The organism is Psychrobacter sp. PP-21, assembly GCF_033790785.1.
In the GTDB taxonomy this organism is placed as follows: domain Bacteria; phylum Pseudomonadota; class Gammaproteobacteria; order Pseudomonadales; family Moraxellaceae; genus Psychrobacter.
The window spans coordinates 26,180-47,112 of the sequence record NZ_JAMYEB010000009.1 but is presented as its reverse complement, the minus strand read 5'-3'; the positions used below and the strand labels follow the sequence as shown (position 1 = coordinate 47,112).

Genomic DNA, 20,933 nt, shown 5'->3' with positions numbered 1-20,933 from the left:
CTGTCTAAATGCTATACATTATGCTTATCATCAACCTTGGTGGTTGCTGTGCGCTCTTCGGTATGGGCTGTGCCGTCGTGATCAAGCACCACGTGTTTTTTGGCGTGTTCTGTATTTTCGTCTTTGACCGCTTCTTTAAAGCCTTTAACCGCACCGCCTAAATCTTTGCCAGCATTTCTAAGTTTTGAAGTGCCAAAAACGACAACGACAACAACCAGTAGTATTAGCCAATGTGTAATAGAAAAACTACCCATAACGGTATCCTTATGACTTGGTTTTGTGACTTAGTTTTCAGTCTTTATATGCATATTTTGCAGTTATAAAAGGTTTATGTATCAAACAAAAAGCATCGACATATAAGTCGAGATAAAACAGAGATATATTATAACCTGCAGTTATTACAAATAGATGAAAACAACAGTAATCAAATAAAAGTGATGCTTATTGCATAAGAGCTATCTAGCAGCCTTTTCATCAATACCTGACAACCCAAAACGTCTGCCTAGTTCGCCCAACACAGCATCTGACTCAATATCAAACCATGCCAGTCCAACTAGAGTGTGAAACCAGACATCTGCCACTTCATATATTAGCTCGTGACGCGCCTCATCATACTGCGCCTTATCCCTACTTTTATCACAGTGAGCAAAATCTTTAGCAGCGATGATGCTCTCTGTACTTTCTTCACCGATTTTTTCTAATATTTTATTTAAGCCTTTGGCATATAGACTGGCTACGTATGAACTGTCAGCATCGGCTTGTTTGCGTTCTGCTAAGACTTGATCGAGCTGTTGTAGTACAGAGGCGTTATCAACTGACTCTTGGTTAGTAGCAGAATCAGCATGGGCATCATCTTTCTTGCCTTCAGGCATATCGTTAGTAGTTTTTGTAGCATGATAAATATCAGCAGGGTCTTTGAGTACCTTATCAACCGTTTGCCACTCTGGCGTTGGACCAGATAAATCTAAACGCTGATAAAAGCAAGATTCACGGCCCGTATGACAGGCAATACCGCCCGCTTGCGTGACACTAAGTACAATCACGTCTGCATCACAGTCTAGACGAATATCATGCACCGTCTGCGTATGACCTGATGATTCTCCCTTGTGCCACAATTTGGCACGCGAGCGCGAAAAATAAACGGCGGTCTTTGTTTGCGCCGTTAGTTGTAGTGCGTCGCTATTCATCCAAGCCATCATCAAGATACGACCTGACTGGTGATCTTGAGCAATCGCAGGAATCAAACCATCATCGTTAAAAGTTACGGCAGTCAGCCAAGCAGGTAAAGTCATAATGTATCTATCGTCTTATAGGTAAAAGGTGAAAAAGATCAATAAGCAATTATACTACTTATGAGTGAAGCAATGTTGTGAGTGAAGTAATGAAGGATGCGAGGAGATGATTCGACAAGTTGTATCAGATGAATACTGATTAAAATAAAAGTATGCTATAGCCCGCTATTTTACAGCCTAAATAAATGGGGATAAAGCGCTTCTTTGGTCGTCTTATCGAGTTTGACTACTTTATTGAGGCTAAAGTCATAATTGACAAAGTGCTGCCGTGATTGTGCCATGATTTCACCAGTATGCATACGGGTGACCTTTATGACTATGTGACCGCCATTGTCATATATTGGCTCCACACCGACTTCGAATAAAAGCTCTTCGCGCACTCGTATACGGCTCATGATATCTAGCTGCAATTGATCAATAATCAAACCCTGTTGCTCTGCGTTGATATCCTTAATACCTTTGGCTTGTAGGAATCTAAGACGCGCCTCAGACAGGAGTGCTGTTAGAGACTCAACGGCCATATGCTGTCCCAAGTCAATCTCAGTATGACGCACACGCATCACTGTCTCAAAGACAAATAAGTCATCTTCAAATGCTAACGCTTGTTCTGACACACTATCTCCTAAAGTGATGGTAATTGATTACGCCACCTATCATGCGAGAGGCGAGTAGTATTACAGTGATTAAGACCTTATAGTACAGCTATATGTAGGCGATAAATACGCTTGTTTCAATGGCACGCGTATCATGGAAACATACAGTACATACTTAAGCACAGCTTAAGCTGATATTCAATCTATTTGGAGACAAATTAGATATTTTATTGGAATTTTTGGCAGTGCTGTTAAGGCTTGTATTCTATTGGCTACCCGTCTTTATTATTCACCAGAGCCAAGCCAAAACTTTACTTGGCAAAACAACGCACTATCTGCTAAAATAGCGCCTCCCACCTCGAGGCAAATAGAGGTTTGGTTGTTATTTATGATAACAATTGGCCAGCATGACTATTTGACGACCAGGTTCTAAAACAGAAAAAGAGGCAAATCATCATGAAAAACAAGATGAAAACCAGAAGCGGCGCAGCTAAACGCTTCAAAAAAACAGCGAATGGCTTCAAGCGTAAGCAAGCATTCAAAAGCCATATTTTGACCAAGAAATCACCTAAGCGTATTCGCCAGTTGCGTGGTCTTAAGTTAGTGCATAAATCTGACGAAGCAGCAGTTCGTCGTATGTGCCCATACATCTAATAGCCTACCGTCATCTATATCTAATCAGAAATTATCTGATGAAATGATATTTGACTTTGCAATCTGACAATGGTGTTTGTCATTTGACAGCATCATCACTCGCTTAACAGTGATCAAAAAAATCTTGGAGTAAATTATGGCCCGTGTAAAACGTGGTGTACAGGCAAATCGCCGTCACAAAAAAATCTTAAAGCGCGCAAAAGGCTACTACGGTGCCCGTTCACGTGTTTACCGCGTAGCGGTACAGGCAGTGACCAAAGCTGGTCAATATGCTTATCGTGACCGTCGCAACAAGAAACGTACTTTCCGTCGTCTTTGGATCGCACGTATCAATGCTGGTGCACGCTTAAATGGCTTAAGCTATAGCCGCTTTATCAATGGTATGAAAAAAGCAAACATCGCAATCGATCGTCGCGTTCTAGCAGACATCGCTATGCATGATGCAGCGACTTTCACAGCATTGGTCGAAAAAGCAAAAGCGGAATTGGCCTAAATATTAACCGTCCTTTAGATATGATGCCTTTAAATAATTATTTATAAGTAGTTATCTAAACGGATAGGACTAATATTGATTAATAGTATGATATTAATAGAAGCTACCGCTGGTCGGTGGCTTTTTTTATATTAAATTATTCCATGCCCAATCGATGTTGAGACTGTATCGACAGTAAATACGCTTATCATCGACCAAATATTCAAGCCATTCTAATAGCCAGTCTCTCTGCATATTCTGTATATGAATATAACTGGATAAATGGTTTGCAATATTTGGTCAAATCCCTACAATTAATAGTTCGTTTAAATCAGGAATAATGCGTCTTATGACTAACCCTGCTGCCACCAACGACTTGTCGGCGTTACCGACCTTGTCTTCAGAGCTAAGTGAGCTTACTGAGGCTCAGCTTACTGAGTTTGCGAGTGCTGCTGAAGCTTTGATTCTACAAGTAACTGATGCGCGTACACTACAAGACTTACGTGTGCAATTGACTGGTAAAAAAAGCCCATTGACAGGTTGGTCAAAGCAAATGGGTAAACTCGATGCCGATAATAAAAAGATCTATGGCGGCCGGTTGCATCAAGTGCGTAGTCGCATTCAGCAAGCACTTACTGATCAACAGCAGCAATTAGAAGTGGCTGCGCTCAACGCCAAGTTAGAGAGTGAAAGTATCGATGTTACTTTACCCGCTCGCGGTGGTCAAAAAGGTCATTTGCATCCAGTAACGATGATTACTCAGCGCATGCAGCAGTATTTTATTCAAGCAGGCTTTAATGTCGCAACCGGCCCTGAAGTTGAGAGTGATTACTATAACTTTGAAGCATTAAACATTCCCTCGCATCATCCTGCACGTGCGATGCATGATACTTTTTATTTTGATGCGCATTATCTATTACGTACGCATACCAGTCCGGTACAGATCCGTACCATGGAAAAAAACGAGCCACCAATTCGTATTATTTGTCCTGGTCGTGTGTACCGTAATGACTCAGACCAAACGCACTCGCCGATGTTTCATCAGTTAGAAGGCCTTATGGTCACCGAGTCGAGCACTTTTGCTGAGCTAAAAGGTCTGATTAGTGAGTTTCTAGAAGCATTTTTTGCCAAAGAGCTAACCGTGCGCTTCCGTCCTTCGTTTTTCCCATTCACTGAGCCGTCTGCGGAAGTAGATATCTTGGATGATAACGGCAAATGGCTTGAGGTAATGGGCTGCGGCATGGTGCACCCACAAGTATTGACCAACTGCGGTATCGATAGCGACAAATATACTGGCTTTGCTTTTGGTATGGGTATCGAGCGCTTTGCAATGCTGTATTACGGTATCGATGATTTACGTTTATTTTTCCAAAATGACGTGCGCTTCTTAAAGCAATTTGGCTAGAGTGCTTTTGTTGATATAAAAGTGCCCCTTGTTAATATAGCAAGTTAACTTGCCAAGCTTTACTCCAACATCTTTATTATAAAATTCTGATCCGAGATATTTATGAAAATTAGCGAACAGTGGCTACGTCAATGGGTAAACCCCAACAATACTAGTGAAGAGTTGGCCGAGCAGCTAACCATGGCAGGGCTTGAGATTGATGATCGTTATGCCGTTGCCCGTGAGTTTAGCGGTGTGGTTGTCGGTGAAGTCATTAGTGTAGAGCCGCATCCAGATGCAGATAAATTGCGTGTGACGCAGGTGAATATCGGTGACGCTGAGCCATTACAAATCGTCTGCGGTGCGCCCAATGTGACCGTTGGTATGAAAGTACCCGTTGCGACTGTCGGCGCGGTATTACCAAGTGACGATATCAAAGGTTTTAAGATCAAAAAGAGCAAGCTACGCGGTGTGGCCTCAAATGGTATGCTGTGCGGCGCCTCTGAAATTGACTTGGTTGATGACATCGATGGCTTGCTTGAGTTACCTGAAGATGCACCAATTGGTACTGATATCCGTGAATATCTGGGTTTAGATAACCAGATATTGGACATCTCTATCACGCCAAACCGTGGTGATTGTTTTAGCGTGCGCGGTATTGCTCGTGAGATCTCAGTCATCAATGATTTGTCTGTACAAACGCCTGCGATTCCTGACAACATAGTCGCTTCTGATAATGGCGCAACACCAGCGGTAACCGTTGATGCAGTAGAAGCATGTCCTCGATACTTGTTACAATCGATTAGCAATATCGATCGCAGCATTGAAACGCCGAAATGGATGCGAGATGCGTTGGTACAGTCAGGTCTACGCTCGCATGGCTTCTTAGTCAATGTGACCAACTATGTATTGATGGAATTGGGTCAACCGTTACATGCGTTTGATGCTGATACTATCGTGGGTGATATTGTTGTACGTTTGGCACAACCGTCTGAGACCATTACTTTACTCAATGAGCAAACGGTTACCTTAACAGGTGATGAGCTCGTCATTGCTGACGACAAAGGTGCTTTGGCACTCGCTGGTATCATGGGTGGACAGCGTAGTAGTGTAACGGATAGCACGACAAACATCGTGCTAGAGAGCGCATTCTTTAATCAGCTCGCTATCGCTGCGCGCGCACGTCGTTTTGGACTACATACCGATGCCTCACAACGTTTTGAGCGCGGCGTCGACTTTGAATTACCACAGTTAGCATTGGCACGTGCTTGTGATCTAATCACTAGTGTCACGGGCGGGGAAGCGGGTCAAATAGTCACGGTAGAGAGTACTGAGCATTTGCCAGCACGCGCGCCAATCACCTTACCAATCGCGAAAGTTCGTGACGTTATTGGCATTGATATCGAGCCATCAGAGATGATGCGTATCTTGACTCAATTGGGTTTTGACGTTACGCAGCAGAGCGACGCACTGGTTTGCACACCACCATCTTATCGTTTTGATATGAGTATCAAGGAAGACTTAATCGAAGAAATCGCTCGTATCTATGGTTATGACAATATACCAAGTGTATTGCCGCATTTGCAGGTCAGCATGGATTATGATGATACTGCAGATTTGACGCATCAGATGAAGCTGGCATTAGTTGATAATGGCTACATGGAAGCTATCAGCTTTAGTTTTAGTGATGCAAAACTAGAAGCGTTGCTTGATGATGACGCGCTAGGGGAAGTATTGGCGCTGGCAAATCCTATTTCTAGTGATTTGGCCGTCATGCGCCGCACGTTACTATCGAGCCTACTGCCTTGCGTGCAATACAACCTGAATCGTCAGCAGCCGCGTGTACGTTTTTTTGAGACAGGTCTTAGCTTTGTTGGACAAAGTATTAGCGAGCTGGTACAAACGCCAAGCATTGCTTTAGTTGCCGTTGGTGATATATGGAGTGAGCAAGCGTATCAAAACCGTGCCTTAGATTTCTATGACCTAAAGCATGATATTGAGCAGCTGCTACCAGCGCAGATCGATAGCGCCCGTATCCGCTACGAGCGTAGCACGCTGAGCTTTTTGCACCCTGGCCAAAGCGCTGAGTTGTATATCGATGATATATACGTCGGTTGGTTGGGTCAGCTGCATCCAAGTACGGCAAAGCAACTCGATTTGCCAACGACATGGGTTGCTCAATTGTCATTAGCACCGCTATTAACGACGGCTCGCGAGCAACATGCGATCACCACGCCAAGTAAGTTTCCACAAGTACGCCGTGATATCGCTATCTTAGTCGACAGTGATATCAGTTTGCAGACCTTAGAGTCAACGGTGCGAGCTGCGGCAGGGGACTTGTTGGTTGATTTGTGGCTGTTCGATGTGTATCAAGGGGATAACGTGCCTACAGGTCAGCGTTCATTGGCGTTTGCATTGATATGGCAAGACAGTACTCAGACCCTATCTGATGACGCTGTAAAGACTGCTACGAACAATGTCGTACAGGCATTAACGGAGCAACACTCAGCGCAGTTACGCGACAGCTAATTTTTAGTAATTAAAACACCCAGTGCTCTATAGCCTTTGACTTATTAGGCTATAGAGCATTGTTATTCGTAAAACCATTATCTATAACCTTTTTTGTTTATAGAATACGTTAAGTCGTTATTAATAAAGGATTTTAATGCATACTGTGTTAAAAAGCAGTCAAAAAACCTTTATAATGACTACTCTTAACCTCATACCGCTAAACCATGATATTCGACATCACGACATAGCATAGGAGTCGTACTGTGAGCACCTTAACCAAATCTGACATGATTGAGCACTTGATGAGTCACCTGAACCTAACACGCCAAGAAGGCCGCTGTTTGGTAGAGAACTTTTTTGATGAGCTGTCAGATAGTTTGATTGATGGCAAAGAGGTCAAGCTATCAGGCTTTGGCAACTTTGAGCTTAAAGATAAGAACAGCCGTCCCGGTCGTAACCCAAAGACAGGGGAGCCAGTTGCTGTATCTGCTCGCCGCGTTGTTACTTTTAAAACGGGACAAAAGTTTCGCCAAAAAGTCGATGAGCGTTTATTTGATACTTGATGTGTTGTTTAGTAGGAGCTCAAATGATGCTCTGGTAGCGTTTATTATTACTTTATAGAGCATCTACTGTGGTCTTTTATATCAGTGTTACAATATATAGTTCTGATATCGCTATAGCAGCCGAGACTAGATACAGCATGCGATATTAACACCATAATTTGGACATAAAAAAAGAGAGCATATGCTCTCTTTTTTTTACTACAGTGTATCTATTGTATGAACAATAAATTACTGAGCTTCTTCAACTACTACTTCGTCAGAAGCTTCAACAGCAGCAGTATCAGTTTCGCTAGCTACGTCCATGCTAGTAGTCGTACCGTCTACAGGAACTTCAGCGTCCATTTCGTCAGTAGCAGTAGCAGCTTGTGCATCAGCGATGTCAGCTTCAGCGTCAGCAACAGCAGCTTCAGCATCAGCAGTCATTTCGCCTTCAGCAGCAGCTTCGTTTAGCTCTTCAGATGCGTCTTGCACTTCTTCTTGTGCGTCAGATAGATCTTCAGCAGCGTTTTCTGTGCTGCTGTCACAAGCAGTTAAGCCCATAGTTGCAGTCATGATACCAGCTAGAGCAAGTAATTTAAGTTTCATAAGGTTTTCTCCGGAAAAATGAAATGAGCAGTAGCAGCAACAAAGGCTGAATTCTAAGATTTCTCAGAATCCAACTGGTCTTAGTTACAGCTACTCAGCTTTCACGCATTCTATATGTTTTCTATGTAAATAGGAATAGGCTGTACAATTAAGTAACAATAATATTTTCAATAATATTTTACTTTGTCTAACTGATAGTATTTTTAATACAACAAATAAAATTAATCGACGTATAATCAATGACATCAGCCTACTCAAGAAAGTGTTAGGTGCTTAATATTCACCATGGTTTTTGATTATTCTTGGCGTTTTACCTATAAGTAGTATAAGAAAATATACCAGTTCTTGAGACTATGAGGGACAAAGACAGCTGAAATATTTTAGAATCGCTCGTTTTAGAGTACCTAACGAAAATATCAGATGGCTGAACAGAAAACCAATTGGAAACTTTGTACTAAAAACTGTATCACATAATGAATAACCAATACGAATGACTATAGATATCGTATATTTGAGGAACAAACTATGAAATGGCAAGGCAGACGAGGCAGCTCTAACGTACGATCCAGTAAGGGTGGCGGTAAGATGATAGGCGGCGGTATCGGCGGTATTATTATTGCTGGAATTTTATGGCTAGTCTTTGGCGTCAATCCAATGACCGCATTGCAAACAGGTCAGGTGGTTGCTGGTGGTGGTAGTAATGGGACCTCTACCGAGCCTGCGACCAGTACTGATCGGGATACACAGTTCGTAAAAGTGGTACTGGCGGATACAGAAGAAGTATGGCATCAGATATTTAATGAAGGGGGCAGTACTTATAAAGAGCCCTCACTAATTCTTTTTAATGGTCAAGTAAGCTCAGCTTGCGGTAGTGCCAGTTCAGCGACAGGTCCATTTTATTGCCCTGGCGATCAAACAATCTATTTAGATACCTCGTTTTTTGTAGAGATGCGTCAGAACCTTGGTATCTCAGGAGATCAGCAAGGGTCAGGTAGTCAAGAGAACCAAGGCAAAGCAGGAGATTTTGCGCAGGCTTACGTCATATCACATGAAGTCGGTCACCATGTGCAGACGCTACTTGGTATCAGTCAGCAAGTTAATGAAGCTCGTCAGCAAGTCACGCAAGTACAATCTAATAAATTATCAGTATTACAAGAGCTGCAGGCAGATTGCTTTGCGGGTGTATGGGCACAGCGTAATCAAGAGCGCGTACAGTTCTTAGAAGCAGGCGATATTGATGAAGCTGTAAACGCTGCCAGTCAAATCGGTGATGATCGTCTGGCACAAGCTAGCGGCGGGGCAGTTGTTCCTGATAACTTCACTCACGGTACCAGCCAACAACGTGTGGAATGGTTTACTCGTGGTCTAGAGAGCGGTAATGTACAATCTTGCGACACCTTTAGTGGTGCGCTCTAGAACTATCAGTAGCGTGCGCTAAAAGCGACGTATACTAACTCGTAAAAACCACAGCTCACATATAACACTAAAATAAAGACATTAAAAAAGCCTGCAATCAATTGCGGGCTTTTTTAATGTCTTTTATTTGATATTACCAACCTAACAGTCAGACAATATCAGAGTAAAACGCTATTAGTTATTATCAAGAACATAACCACCAGCACCGCCAATAGCTGCGCCAGCTAACGCGCCACGAGCGATATCTTTGCTGTCGCCTTTGCTTCTGATAAGCGCGCCAGCAGCAGCGCCAGCAGTTGCACCTTTAGCAGTGTTGCTCATGCCGCCATATGAGTTACAGCCAGTCATGATTAGTGCTGAGCTAGTAATTGCAGTCATTGCGATTGTTTTAGCAAATTTCATATTATCACCTATTGAGTCGTCAAGTTAGAATACAGAACTTTTAAAAAGCAGTACCCATCGTATTTTCAAATATATTTCTACTGTCTGCCATAATAGTCGGTTAACAACTTATTGGTCATAGTAAAAACGCTAAACTTTGCAAATAACATGTAATCGATGTTGCCAGACTGTATCATCGAGCTAGCACTTACACGTAATGAGCACCTATTTATATTAGTGTTTTTCTATATTGACACTTTATCGTGTTGATACCTTCTTAGGTGGCATAACTGACGTAATAGTAATAATAGTATGATAGCGAGTACGCTGAGTTTTAGATAAGCAAAAAAAAGACCACCTAGTAGTGGTCTTAATCTGAGTTGGCTACAAAAACAGCGCTAGCAAAGTGTGTGCAAATTAATGCTGTGATTTACGTTTCATTTGCTCAAAGAATTCATCATTAGTTTTTGCTTCTTTTAGACGATCTAACAAGAACTCAGTCGCTTGGACACCATCCATTGGCTGTAGTAGTTTACGCAAGATCCATACCTTACGCAGCTTATCTTCATCCAATAGACGCTCTTCACGGCGCGTACCAGATTTTTTGATATTAATCGCAGGGAAGACGCGTTTTTCGGCCAAGTCGCGCTCAAGCGTGATTTCTTGGTTACCCGTTCCTTTAAATTCTTCAAAGATAACACTGTCCATTTTACTACCAGTATCGATCAATGCACTGGCAATAATCGTCAAGCTTCCGCCTTCCTCGACGTTACGAGCCGCACCGAAGAAACGTTTTGGACGTTCTAAAGCATTGGCATCCAAACCACCGGTCAAGACCTTACCTGATGACGGTATGACTGTGTTATAAGCTCGCGCCAGACGAGTAATCGAATCTAATAGAATGACCACGTCTTGTTTATGCTCAACCAAACGCTTGGCTTTTTCGATGACCATTTCAGCCACTTGTACGTGACGCTGTGGCGGCTCATCAAAGGTAGAGGCAACCACTTCACCGCGCACGGTACGCTCCATCTCGGTGACTTCTTCTGGACGTTCATCAATCAAAAGTACAATCAGGTAGCATTCAGGATTATTACGCGTGATGGACTGAGCAATAGATTGCAATAACATCGTTTTACCCGCTTTTGGCGGTGCAACGATGATAGAGCGCTGACCTTTACCAATCGGAGCGATTAGGTCAATGATACGACCCGTCAAATCCTCAGTAGTACCGTTACCTAGCTCAAGCTTTAGCTGTTCAGTTGGGAATAGGGGCGTTAGGTTCTCAAAAATCAACTTATGACGTGAGCGGTCTGGTGTATCAAAGTTGATCTCGCCGACTTTAAGAAGCGCAAAATAACGCTCAGAATCTTTTGGTGGGCGAATCGTACCAGCGATACTGTCACCAGTTTTTAGGCTGAAGCGACGAATCTGGCTAGGGCTGACATAGATATCATCAGGACCTGCTAAATAAGAGCCTTCTGATGAGCGCAAAAAGCCAAAGCCATCAGGAAGAACCTCAAGTACGCCATCGCCATAGATAGCCTCGCCGTTACGAGCGTGAGTTTTTAGGATAGCAAAGATAATGTCTTGTTTACGGCTACGCGCCATGTTATCAAGACCCATTTCTTTGGCGATAGCCAATAGCTCAGAGATTGATTTTTTCTTTAATTCAGTTAGATTCATAGATAGGTCATTAGCAATTGATCAGATGAGAGATGCCATTAGCAGCACAAATCACGACAGTGATTAAAATAACAGTAATATGAGGATAGAGGGTAGTTGTACAGCGCTGTGGTTTATGTAGTTTTGGTTATGCATGTCTGCTTATGGACGCATTGCGATCGGTAGATGCAAGGTCTTAAGAAATAGGGATAAAAAAGGCTACATAAGAGTCTGCGTCAAAAACTCAATATCAGTAATTGCGTTTAGTCATTTTGTTCAGCAATGGTGTTTATAATGACGATTGTGTTTTTGTTGATAAACACGAGGAGAATAGCGACAAGATACTAGGAAAACAGTTGGTTTTCTCTTGTCAGCAGACTATACGGTCTTCACAATAGCATTGTCAATAATTTTTGCCAAAAAATTCGTATAATCAAGTTTTTTGCACAAAAAACAAGCAAAAAAGCCATTATCTGATTCAGATAATGGCTTTTCACGTGTTCTACTTATTCACGCTAAACAGTTTAGAGCGAATGCATTTGGCTTACAGATGCTTGTCTAGAACTTTAGCCAATTCAGCTTTTGGTTGTAGACCCATTACTGAATCAACTTTTTCGCCGTCTTTGAATACAAATAGTGTTGGGATATTGCGAATACCGAAACGGCTTGCTGCTTGTGGGTTGTTATCCACGTCTACTTTGACGATTTTGACTTTGTCTTGGTACTCAGTGGCTAGATCTTCTAAAATAGGGGCAATGGCTTTGCAAGGACCACACCATGGTGCCCAGAAGTCTACCAGTACAGGCACGTCTGATTGTAGAACGTCTTGATCAAAGTCTGTGTCGGTAGTATGTACAATAAGGTCTGACATAATTTTATCTCTTTTGTTTTGTAACTTCTATCATCACGTATCGACGTGCATATTGATTTAATAATGAATCGATTAATGATTAAAGAATTGTTTGGAAGGGGTGAAAATGTGCCATTATATTAACATGTTTGCTCATGCTTGACAGATACAGGCCGGTTAAATTGTTTAACAATTACGATTAGCACAATAAATCAAGACAAAATGATACCGCTTAGGTTTTCCCTGTTACTTGCTATCACCATTGTGACAATAATGCATTTCTTTGAGCACCAGTCAATCATATAGCAGTGGCTGCTTTCGGTATCAAACAATAATATTTTGAGAATAGTAATAACAGCGATAGCGTATCAAAACAATATCAACCAAAATCACATATTTAATCCAATTTACATAAGTAGTTAATTTTATGCCTTTTACCGATGAAGAAGTCAACGCCCTTAATGCTCAAGAAAATGCTTACCCGCTCGAGTTTTTCAAGAATTTTGCACAAGAAATTACTGTTTATGAGGACGATGATATTTGGGTGGTTGATAAACCAGCAGGGCTGCTAAGTGTCGATGGCAAAACGCTAAAGGTAAGTCTGCTTGCTCGGCTTGCGCGTGCCAATCCAGCGGTCAAGCTGATTCATCGATTGGATATGGATACCTCAGGACTGCTTATTTTTGCAAAAAATGCAGAAGCCCAAACCAATATCAGTAAGCAGTTTATTGAGCGTCTACCACAAAAAAATTATCAAGCGCGGGTCTTTGGCGAATGGGAGCAGGTGGGTGCAACGGGTAAGATCTCCGTGCCAGTGCGTTATGAGCCGACTACCAAACCGCGTCATATCGTCGATCACGACTGGTCAAAACATGCATTAACATTGTATGAAGTCATAGCGCACGAAATGTGTAATGGTGAAGCAGTTACGCGAGTGATGCTCAAACCGGTGACGGGTCGCAGTCATCAGCTGCGCGTACATATGGTCCATGCAGGTCACGTGATGATTGGTGATCCGATTTATGCTGAAGGTACGGCACTCAAGATTGCACCAAGGCTAAACTTACATGCGCAGCAATTACGGTTAAAACATCCAGTATTGGGTGCTTGGATGGATTGGGAAAGCCCATGTCCGTTTTAGGGCGTTAGATTCTGTGTTTTAGAGCGTTAGATTTTGTAAAGGGAAATGAATAAAGGCCATAACAGCTATGGCCTCAAAGTCAGTCACATAGCATCAGTTATGCACACAAGGATGAGAGCATGCTTAACAACACCGCACAAGGTATCAAAAAACGTCTTAGACATAAAAGTGAAAAATTGAATGCGCCAGCCGATTATGAAGTTATGATTATTGGCGCCGGTATTGCTGGTATTGGCATGGCTTGCCGTTTACAGCAACTACAGCACACAAATTTATTTGGCCACAAAAGCGCAAAAAAGCAAAAGAAAAATAAATCAGTCGATAAGAGAAATACCTCGCAGCGCTTTGTCGTACTAGAAAAACGTGCTGATCTTGGCGGGACATGGGATTTATTTACCTATCCTGGTATTCGCTCTGACTCTGATGCGCTCACCTTTGGCTACAACTTTCGGCCATGGCTAGATTATAGAATGCTAGCAGCAGGCGGTGATATTAAGCGTTATATCGCTGATACGGCGCGCGAGTTTGGTATTACGGATCATATCCGCTATAAGCATGAAGTCCAGCAGATAGCATGGTCGAGCATGGATCAGTTATGGACAGCAACCATAAAAAATCACGCCAGCGGAGAGGTGTTCGTTAAGACAGCAAAGTTCGTCGTGGGTGCTACAGGCTACTACGACTACGAGCAAGGGTATCGACCTCATTTTGATGGCGAAGAAGATTTTTGTGGGCATATTGTCCATCCACAGCACTGGAATGATCTAAAGTATCACGACAAAAAAGTAATCATCATCGGTAGCGGTGCGACTGCCATGACGTTATTGCCTGCGATGGTGGATGAAGATAGTGATCAGTGTGCACGCCACGTCACGATGCTACAGCGGACGCCAACTTATGTGGCAAGTGTGCCAGGCGATGATTACGCGATTGACTGGCTATCAGGTAAATTTTCACCCTTGTCAAAAGAGCAAGCTTATACAGCGCTGCGTGCACGCAATGTGCTACGGCAGCAAGGGTTATATAAATTAGCGACTCACGCACCCACGCTGATGAAAGCTGTAATGAAGAGTGGCGTAAAAAAAGAGCTAAAAGGTAGCGGTGTTAGTGTGGAGCATTTCATGCCTGACTATGATCCTTGGGATCAACGCGTTTGCGCCGTACCAGACAGTGATTTGTTTGAGTCTTTGCAAGGCAAACGTGCAGCGGTGGTGACCGATCAAATCGACCGTTTTACCACGACTGGTATCCTGCTGCAATCAGGCGAGCATCTCGATGCTGACATCATCGTTACTGCAACGGGTTTGAAATTGCAAATGCTGGGCGGCGCAGCGGTATCTATCGATGGTCAAGCTATCGATATCGGCACGCGCATGACGTATAAGGCAGTCATGATTGAGGGCATACCTAACATGGCGGCTTTGTTTGGTTATACCAATGCTTCGTGGACGCTAAAAATCGATTTGGCGTGTCAGTATTTGGTAAGACTACTGAGCTACATGCATAAAAACCGCTACCAAGTCGCGCTGCCACAGGCAGAGACAGCGAGTGCTACTGCCTGTGCTCAGACAGACACGGTGATGGGCTCGCTGTCATCTGGGTATGTCAGGCGCGCCACAGACAGACTGCCTAAGCAAGGCGATCGCTACCCGTGGTACGTGACCAATAACTATCTTAGCGATCATGTCATGCTTAAATACCGCAAAATAAAAGACGACTGGTTGCGGTTTAGTCGTTAGTAGCTGATCAGTGTATGACAGTCGCTATTGATGTTCGTTTTCAATGGTGACTGTCAATAAATTCAGCCACCTGTTTGCTCAACATCTGCCATAAAGTCTCTTGTGCGCTTTTACTGCCCCAAGCATTGTGCGGACTAAAGATAACACGCGGATGGTCACTGAGACTGAGCAGTGGGTCGTCCTTAGCAATAGGCTCTTGTTCGAACACGTCACTGGCATAACCGATAACTTGTTCGTTGTTAATCGCGTCGGTCAATGCCTGACTGTCGACCACACCGCCACGAGCCACGTTTACGATGAGTGGTTGTTTGCTCATTTTTGCCAGAGTGTCTTTATTAATGAGATGCTCGGTCTGCTCGTTTAGCGGGCAGTGCAGGCTTATCACATCAGCCTGTGCTAGCACGTCATCAAATGCCGTGTACTCATCACTACGAGGCGTGCGCCCTTGATGCTCTGCCCAGAGTACTGTCATCCCAAAAGCACGTGCGATCTCGGTTACGCGCTTGCCAATCGTACCGATACCAATAATGCCTAGCGTCTTGTCTTCCAAATCTATCAGCGGAATATCTAACAGGCAAAAATTGCCGTTTGCTAGCCATGTACCATCAGCGACTTTTTGATGGTAGTGAATACCAGCACGCAAGGCAGTTAGCATCAGCATAAAGGTGTGCTCAGGGACGCTTTTTACCGCGTAACCTGCGACATTATAAAGGACCACATCGTGTTTATCGCAAGCATCATGATCGACATTGTTCATGCCAGTAGCAGTCAACTGGATAAGCTTTAGCTTGGGGAGCTGTGCTATTACCTCAGCGCTGATTTGGACTTTGTTAGTGATAATAATATCGGCGTCACGACAGCGCTCGACGATGACGTCTGTATCTTTTGGTGTGTCGTTATAAGTGACGTAATCGCTCACGCCTGTTGGTGCAGGCAGGTCGATACCGTCAGAAAAAGTACCTTTGTCTAAAAAAACGGCTTGCATGGTTGTTCCTTATTTATTGTTGTCATATAGGATTTATTGTTGTCATATAGGTCAGTTTTATATAGAAAATGCTCGAACAAATCACTTTGCATAAGCGTTCATCAAATAAATCATTATCGGCTTAATGTAGCACGCTAATATTTTTAGTCAAAAACCAATTCGTTAAATGCTATCGCCGTAGACATAAGCGGCTAAAAACAAAGTGATTTATATCATAAACCGACCTACCCAGGCTGATTTGGACTGAAGTCTTCATAAAATTATAGGTATCACAATCGACCTCTTGAAAATTCAACTTAACGCACTCATCTAGCCGCTAACGTTATATAATGGTATGGCTTAGCTATTGGTTTTCTTAAGACTGGTTTTACCAAGATTACAATATTGCATTCACATTTACTGATGCTGTGCATAGCTTGTAATCTTACCGCTATCAAAAGCCACCATTGCTATCTAATTTTTAATTATCTGAGTACAAAAGACATCGCCCTATGACTATCTCTATTGCTTCATTGCACAGTACTGAATTCGCCGTTGGCCAACGTTATTTATCTGATACGGAATCTGAGCTTGGCTTAGGTGTGGTTATCGACGTCGATGATCGATGTGTGCATATTTTATTTCCACAAAGTGAAGAGACACGCGTCTACGCAAAAAACTCTGCGCCACTATCGCGCGTGGTGTTCAAAGTGGGCGATACCATCTATGACCAAGATGGCAGAAGCTACACCGTAAATGCTGTCGATGAAGTCATGGGTGTACTCAAGTACGGAGTTGATGAGCACGAAAAAGGCATCATGGAGACCCGTTTGGCTGCCAATATCACATTGGCTAAGCCGCTTGAGCGTCTGCTTGCTGGTCGTATCGAACGTGGTGACTGGTATGAGCTGCGCCAAGATATCTTGCGTATGCAGTCAGCACTGGCAGGTCATCCGCTAAAAGGTCTCATGGGTGCGCGCGTCGATATCATCGAACATCAGCTCTATATCGCGCACGAAGTCGGTAAGCGTATCGCGCCGCGCGTACTATTGGCTGACGAAGTGGGTCTTGGTAAAACCATCGAAGCGGGTATGATTATCCATCAGCAGCTGCTAACAGGCAAGGCTGAGCGCGTACTCATTTTAGTGCCAGATAGCTTGCAGTATCAGTGGATGATTGAGCTGCGTCGCCGATTTAACCTAAACTTTGCGCTGTTTGATTTGGTGCGTACGGCTGCTATCAAAGAACATGACCCTGAGCAAAACGTCTTTGCCACTGAGCAATGCATCATCGCAGGTATGGATCTATTGATTGACCATCCTGATTTGTATGATCAAGCGATGGATGCAGGGTTTGACCTACTGGTCGTTGATGAGGCGCATCATCTGCATTGGGATGAAGCACAGGGCGGTAATGATCAATATGATCTGGTGGCAGATTTTGCAGAAGAGACCCCAGGGGTCATGCTACTGACCGCAACACCAGAACAGCTTGGTGCGCAAAGTCACTTTGCCCGTCTACGTCTACTTGATCCAGACCGTTTCGATGATCTAGATGAGTTCATCGATGGTCAGGCTGCTTTTGAGGAGACGGCAGCTGTGGCTGGGGTCTTGATAGAAGACAAGCCACTAAATGAAGGTCAAATTGCTGCTCTGAGTAGTCTATTGGACATCAGTATTGATGAGCTGGCTTCGATCAACGATGACGACAAGCTACGTACGCATGCGCTCAACGAGCTACTAGATCGTCATGGTACGGGTCGTATTTTATTCCGTAATACGCGTGAGAGTGTCAAGGGATTCTATGGCCGTAGTAGCCAGCCGCATCCACTACCATTGCCTGAAGCATGGCGTGACAGCTATCAAACCAATGGTAAATTGCGTGAGCAGCTGTGGGGTGAAGAAAATCAACCAGATGGTGGCTGGTTAGAGGACGACCCGCGTGTTTCTTGGTTGATTGATATCCTACGCGGTGAGCTTAAGCAGCAAAAGGTGCTGTTGATCGCGCGTAGTGGTGCAACCGTAGAGAGCCTAGAGGCAGTACTGCGCCTGCATGCCGGCATAAAAACCGCTATCTTTACTGAGCAGATGACGCTACTAGAGCGTGACCAAGCCGCCGCATTCTTTGCTGATAGTGAAGGCGCGCAGATACTATTGTGTTCGGAGATTGGCTCAGAAGGTCGCAACTTCCAGTTTGCAAGCCAACTGGTACTATGGGATCTCCCTGCCAATCCAGATACGCTAGAGCAGCGTATTGGTCGCCTAGATCGTATCGGACAAACCCAGCAGATCATGCTGCATGTCCCTTATGTACAAGGTACGGCACAAGAGCGTCTGTATCACTGGTACAACGATGCGCTAAACATGTTTAGCCAAATATCGCCAACCGCACAAAGCGTACAAGAGCAGTATATCCAAGATCTTAAGCCGATGCTTGAAGGCGCTGACACTGCTGAAAATAATGTCATTTTACAAGATATTATCGATGAAGCGCTGCAAACGCGACTGGGGCTTGAGGCGCAGTTGCAAGCGGGTCGCGATCGTCTGTTAGAATACAACTCATGTCGCCCGCGTGTCGCTGGCCGTATCGCTGATGCTATGCGTGATTTTGATGGCAACAATCTATTACCGCACTTCATTGAGCGTTTCTTTGCCTCTGCCAATATCGATCACAACATCCAGCGTGATGGCTCGTGGGTTATCGCGCCTATCGACAGCACAGAGATTAGTGACTATATCGACGGGTTGCCGCTTGGCGATGAAGATGGCATGACATTGACGTTTGAGCGTGAGCAAGCGCTGCAGCGTGAAGATATCGACTTTATCACGCATGAGCATCCGTTGATGCGCGCCATCTATGAGCTGGCGAGTACCAGCACTTTTGGTAATACTACTGTGGCTATGCTCAAAAGCGCTGCTGTACCGCAAGGTATGGTACTGCTAGAGGTGAACTTCCGCGTTGAAGCCATCGCACCAAAGCTGCTTAACTTGCCTGCGACATTGACTACACAAAACATCCGTGTCTTTATCAGTGAGCAAGGCAGTGACTTATCTGCTCGTATTAGTGCCGATATGATCATGCCGCATATTGAGCGTTTGGACAAAAACCGTGCCCGCCAAGTCATCAAGGTACGCAGCGATGTGATTGAGCAGCGTTACTATGAAGCTGAAGATATCGCACGCGCGCAGATCGCTGAGATTGGTGAGCAAGCCAGTAGCCGCTTTAGTCAGCAGTGGTCGCGCGAGATCAAACGTCTCAAGCATCTGCAAACTATCAATCCAAACGTGCGTCCTGAAGAGATTGAGCGCCTAGAGCAACTCAAGGCTCAAGGTGAGCAAGCGCTTGGCAACTTATCATTGGTGCCGGACTCTATTCGTGTACTGGTCGCCGTCAAGCCGTAGATAGTGCAGTATTATCGTCGAAACCACTAAAAAACGAGATGTTATCAGACATCTCGTTTTTTTGATTCATACTGCATACACGCACTGACAAATCGTTATTTGTTGAGCAAAAACAGCAAAGCAACACTCGCAAGTAAGCCGACAGTAGCTAGTCAAAGCTATAGATATTGGGTAAGATGTTTACCTTTTCTATCGAAAGTAAATATGTAGCGATGGCTCTGTTAGCTACAGTTGTTTGTTCGTTCTACAGTATCGCTTGTATCTGTTAGCAAGTGATCCCATATTATTTTACATGCAAGCGCAGCAGTTATATCGCGTCGATATGGTTAGATGCTTATTTTCGAGTGCTGGGTGTTGTTGATAAAAATAAGGAAACATATCGTCATGTCCAATAATTCACAACTGATCGATGAGCTGCTGGCTACCATCGCACTTATTGAAGTTACCCCTGATGTCTTTGAAGGCAAAAGCCATGACTATGTGGGCAGTCGTATATTTGGTGGACAAGTACTTGCCCAAGCGATCATGGCAGCCGCGCATACTTTGGAGCAAGACAAGCCCTGTCACTCACTACATGGGTACTTTTTGCGTGGCGGGGATATCAATCAACCAGTGATCTATCAAGTGCGTCGTCTGCGTGATGGCCGCAGCCTCTCTGCACGTGAAGTGACGGCTATTCAATACAAAGAAGTACGTGGTAAGCCGCCTGTTGAGCAAGTGATATTTTCGATGATTGCCTCGTTTTCACCGATGGAGGAGGGGCTTGAGTATCAAGAGGATATGCCTGTTTATCCACCGCCAGAAGACTTGCTGACTGAGCAAGAGTTAAAAGAAGAGAACGTTGGAAAAGTACCAGAAGCGCTCAAAGCAAGATTTATGCGTCGCCGTCATGTCGAGATAAAACCCGTTAAGCCGCGCAACCCGATTAGCCCAGAACCTATGAAACCTAAACAGGCAAATTGGCTGCGTATTCATAAGCTTGGCAATCAGCCAGTAGCGATTCAGCAGGCACTATTGGCGTTTTCGTCTGACTTTTATTTGGTGGGCACAGGGCTCATGTCACATGGCGTGAGCTTTATGACCAGTGGGTTACAAGCCGCTAGTATCGATCACTCGATGCATTTCCATCGTGAGTTTGATTTGAATAAATGGATGCTATACGACATGTGGAGTGACACCACTTCTAATGCGAAAGGGTTAAACCATGGGCAGTTTTGGCAAGAGGGCAAACTGGTCGCAACCGTGCAGCAAGAAGGTCTAATGCGCTTGCGTGTGCCAAAGTCTTAAATTTCTAATCTCAGCTGCCTTTATATTGCCACCAT

18 protein-coding genes are annotated in these 20,933 nt (G+C 44.1%); 10 read left to right on the top strand and 8 right to left on the bottom strand.

What is annotated here, in order from left to right; translation table 11 throughout:
* Positions 1–11 precede the first annotated feature (11 nt).
* From tatA to NJD71_RS08840, 3 genes are all read right to left on the bottom strand, one after another.
* The gene (gene tatA / locus NJD71_RS08850) at positions 12–254 is read right to left on the bottom strand and encodes a Sec-independent protein translocase subunit TatA (protein WP_319051606.1); all 243 of its coding nucleotides are present in this window, start codon (positions 252–254) and stop codon (positions 12–14) included.
* Between the two features lie 201 nt (positions 255–455).
* The gene (gene hisIE / locus NJD71_RS08845) at positions 456–1,292 is read right to left on the bottom strand and encodes a bifunctional phosphoribosyl-AMP cyclohydrolase/phosphoribosyl-ATP diphosphatase HisIE (RefSeq protein ID WP_319051605.1); all 837 of its coding nucleotides are present in this window, start codon (positions 1,290–1,292) and stop codon (positions 456–458) included.
* Positions 1,293–1,462: 170 nt separating this feature from the next.
* Positions 1,463–1,906 carry an acyl-CoA thioesterase gene (locus NJD71_RS08840; protein WP_319051604.1) on the bottom strand — a complete coding sequence of 148 codons (444 nt, stop codon included), beginning with the start codon at positions 1,904–1,906 and terminating at the stop codon, positions 1,463–1,465.
* Positions 1,907–2,341: 435 nt separating this feature from the next.
* Here NJD71_RS08840 and rpmI point away from each other — a divergent pair, with 435 nt between their 5' ends.
* From rpmI to NJD71_RS08815, 5 genes are all read left to right on the top strand, one after another.
* Positions 2,342–2,539, top strand: coding sequence for a 50S ribosomal protein L35 (gene rpmI, locus NJD71_RS08835; protein ID WP_011514608.1), 198 nt, complete (start codon positions 2,342–2,344; stop codon positions 2,537–2,539).
* A gap of 136 nt (positions 2,540–2,675) precedes the next feature.
* Positions 2,676–3,032: a 50S ribosomal protein L20 gene (gene rplT, locus NJD71_RS08830; protein ID WP_011281252.1), complete on the top strand. Its 357-nt coding sequence runs from the start codon at positions 2,676–2,678 to the stop codon at positions 3,030–3,032.
* A gap of 328 nt (positions 3,033–3,360) precedes the next feature.
* Positions 3,361–4,416, top strand: coding sequence for a phenylalanine--tRNA ligase subunit alpha (gene pheS / locus NJD71_RS08825; protein ID WP_319051603.1), 1,056 nt, complete (start codon positions 3,361–3,363; stop codon positions 4,414–4,416).
* 102 nt (positions 4,417–4,518) lie between these two features.
* Positions 4,519–6,924, top strand: a complete 2,406-nt coding sequence (gene pheT, locus NJD71_RS08820) for a phenylalanine--tRNA ligase subunit beta (RefSeq protein WP_319051602.1) — start codon at positions 4,519–4,521, stop codon at positions 6,922–6,924.
* Between the two features lie 245 nt (positions 6,925–7,169).
* Positions 7,170–7,469 carry an integration host factor subunit alpha gene (locus NJD71_RS08815; RefSeq protein ID WP_058023539.1) on the top strand — a complete coding sequence of 100 codons (300 nt, stop codon included), beginning with the start codon at positions 7,170–7,172 and terminating at the stop codon, positions 7,467–7,469.
* A 228-nt stretch (positions 7,470–7,697) separates the two neighbouring features.
* Here NJD71_RS08815 and NJD71_RS08810 read toward each other — a convergent pair whose 3' ends face one another.
* A complete protein-coding gene (locus NJD71_RS08810) occupies positions 7,698–8,054 on the bottom strand; it encodes a hypothetical protein (RefSeq protein WP_319051601.1) in 357 nt (118 codons plus the stop codon).
* Between the two features lie 525 nt (positions 8,055–8,579).
* Between NJD71_RS08810 and ypfJ the strand changes: the two genes are divergently transcribed.
* The gene (ypfJ, locus tag NJD71_RS08805; RefSeq protein ID WP_319051600.1) at positions 8,580–9,470 is read left to right on the top strand and encodes a KPN_02809 family neutral zinc metallopeptidase; all 891 of its coding nucleotides are present in this window, start codon (positions 8,580–8,582) and stop codon (positions 9,468–9,470) included.
* Positions 9,471–9,644: 174 nt separating this feature from the next.
* Here the strand turns inward: ypfJ and NJD71_RS08800 are convergent, their stop codons facing one another.
* The 3 genes from NJD71_RS08800 to trxA all read right to left on the bottom strand — a co-directional run bounded on the left by NJD71_RS08800 (position 9,645) and on the right by trxA (position 12,387).
* On the bottom strand, positions 9,645–9,872 hold the full coding sequence (locus tag NJD71_RS08800; protein ID WP_058023542.1) for a glycine zipper 2TM domain-containing protein: 228 nt from the start codon (positions 9,870–9,872) through the stop codon (positions 9,645–9,647).
* A 396-nt stretch (positions 9,873–10,268) separates the two neighbouring features.
* Positions 10,269–11,537, bottom strand: coding sequence for a transcription termination factor Rho (gene rho / locus NJD71_RS08795; RefSeq protein WP_319051599.1), 1,269 nt, complete (start codon positions 11,535–11,537; stop codon positions 10,269–10,271).
* 523 nt (positions 11,538–12,060) lie between these two features.
* Positions 12,061–12,387, bottom strand: a complete 327-nt coding sequence (gene trxA / locus NJD71_RS08790) for a thioredoxin (RefSeq protein ID WP_319051598.1) — start codon at positions 12,385–12,387, stop codon at positions 12,061–12,063.
* Positions 12,388–12,793: 406 nt separating this feature from the next.
* Between trxA and NJD71_RS08785 the strand changes: the two genes are divergently transcribed.
* Together NJD71_RS08785 and NJD71_RS08780 are read left to right on the top strand one after the other, a co-directional pair.
* A complete protein-coding gene (locus NJD71_RS08785) occupies positions 12,794–13,507 on the top strand; it encodes an RluA family pseudouridine synthase (protein WP_319051597.1) in 714 nt (237 codons plus the stop codon).
* A 119-nt stretch (positions 13,508–13,626) separates the two neighbouring features.
* Entirely contained in the window at positions 13,627–15,246 is a 1,620-nt protein-coding gene (locus NJD71_RS08780; protein WP_319051596.1) for a flavin-containing monooxygenase, read from the top strand.
* A gap of 40 nt (positions 15,247–15,286) precedes the next feature.
* Here NJD71_RS08780 and NJD71_RS08775 read toward each other — a convergent pair whose 3' ends face one another.
* Positions 15,287–16,231 carry an NAD(P)-dependent oxidoreductase gene (locus NJD71_RS08775; RefSeq protein ID WP_319051595.1) on the bottom strand — a complete coding sequence of 315 codons (945 nt, stop codon included), beginning with the start codon at positions 16,229–16,231 and terminating at the stop codon, positions 15,287–15,289.
* Between the two features lie 491 nt (positions 16,232–16,722).
* Here NJD71_RS08775 and rapA point away from each other — a divergent pair, with 491 nt between their 5' ends.
* Together rapA and NJD71_RS08765 are read left to right on the top strand one after the other, a co-directional pair.
* The gene (gene rapA / locus NJD71_RS08770; protein ID WP_319051594.1) at positions 16,723–19,611 is read left to right on the top strand and encodes an RNA polymerase-associated protein RapA; all 2,889 of its coding nucleotides are present in this window, start codon (positions 16,723–16,725) and stop codon (positions 19,609–19,611) included.
* A gap of 384 nt (positions 19,612–19,995) precedes the next feature.
* The gene (locus NJD71_RS08765) at positions 19,996–20,898 is read left to right on the top strand and encodes an acyl-CoA thioesterase (protein WP_319051593.1); all 903 of its coding nucleotides are present in this window, start codon (positions 19,996–19,998) and stop codon (positions 20,896–20,898) included.
* Positions 20,899–20,933: the final 35 nt, after the last annotated feature.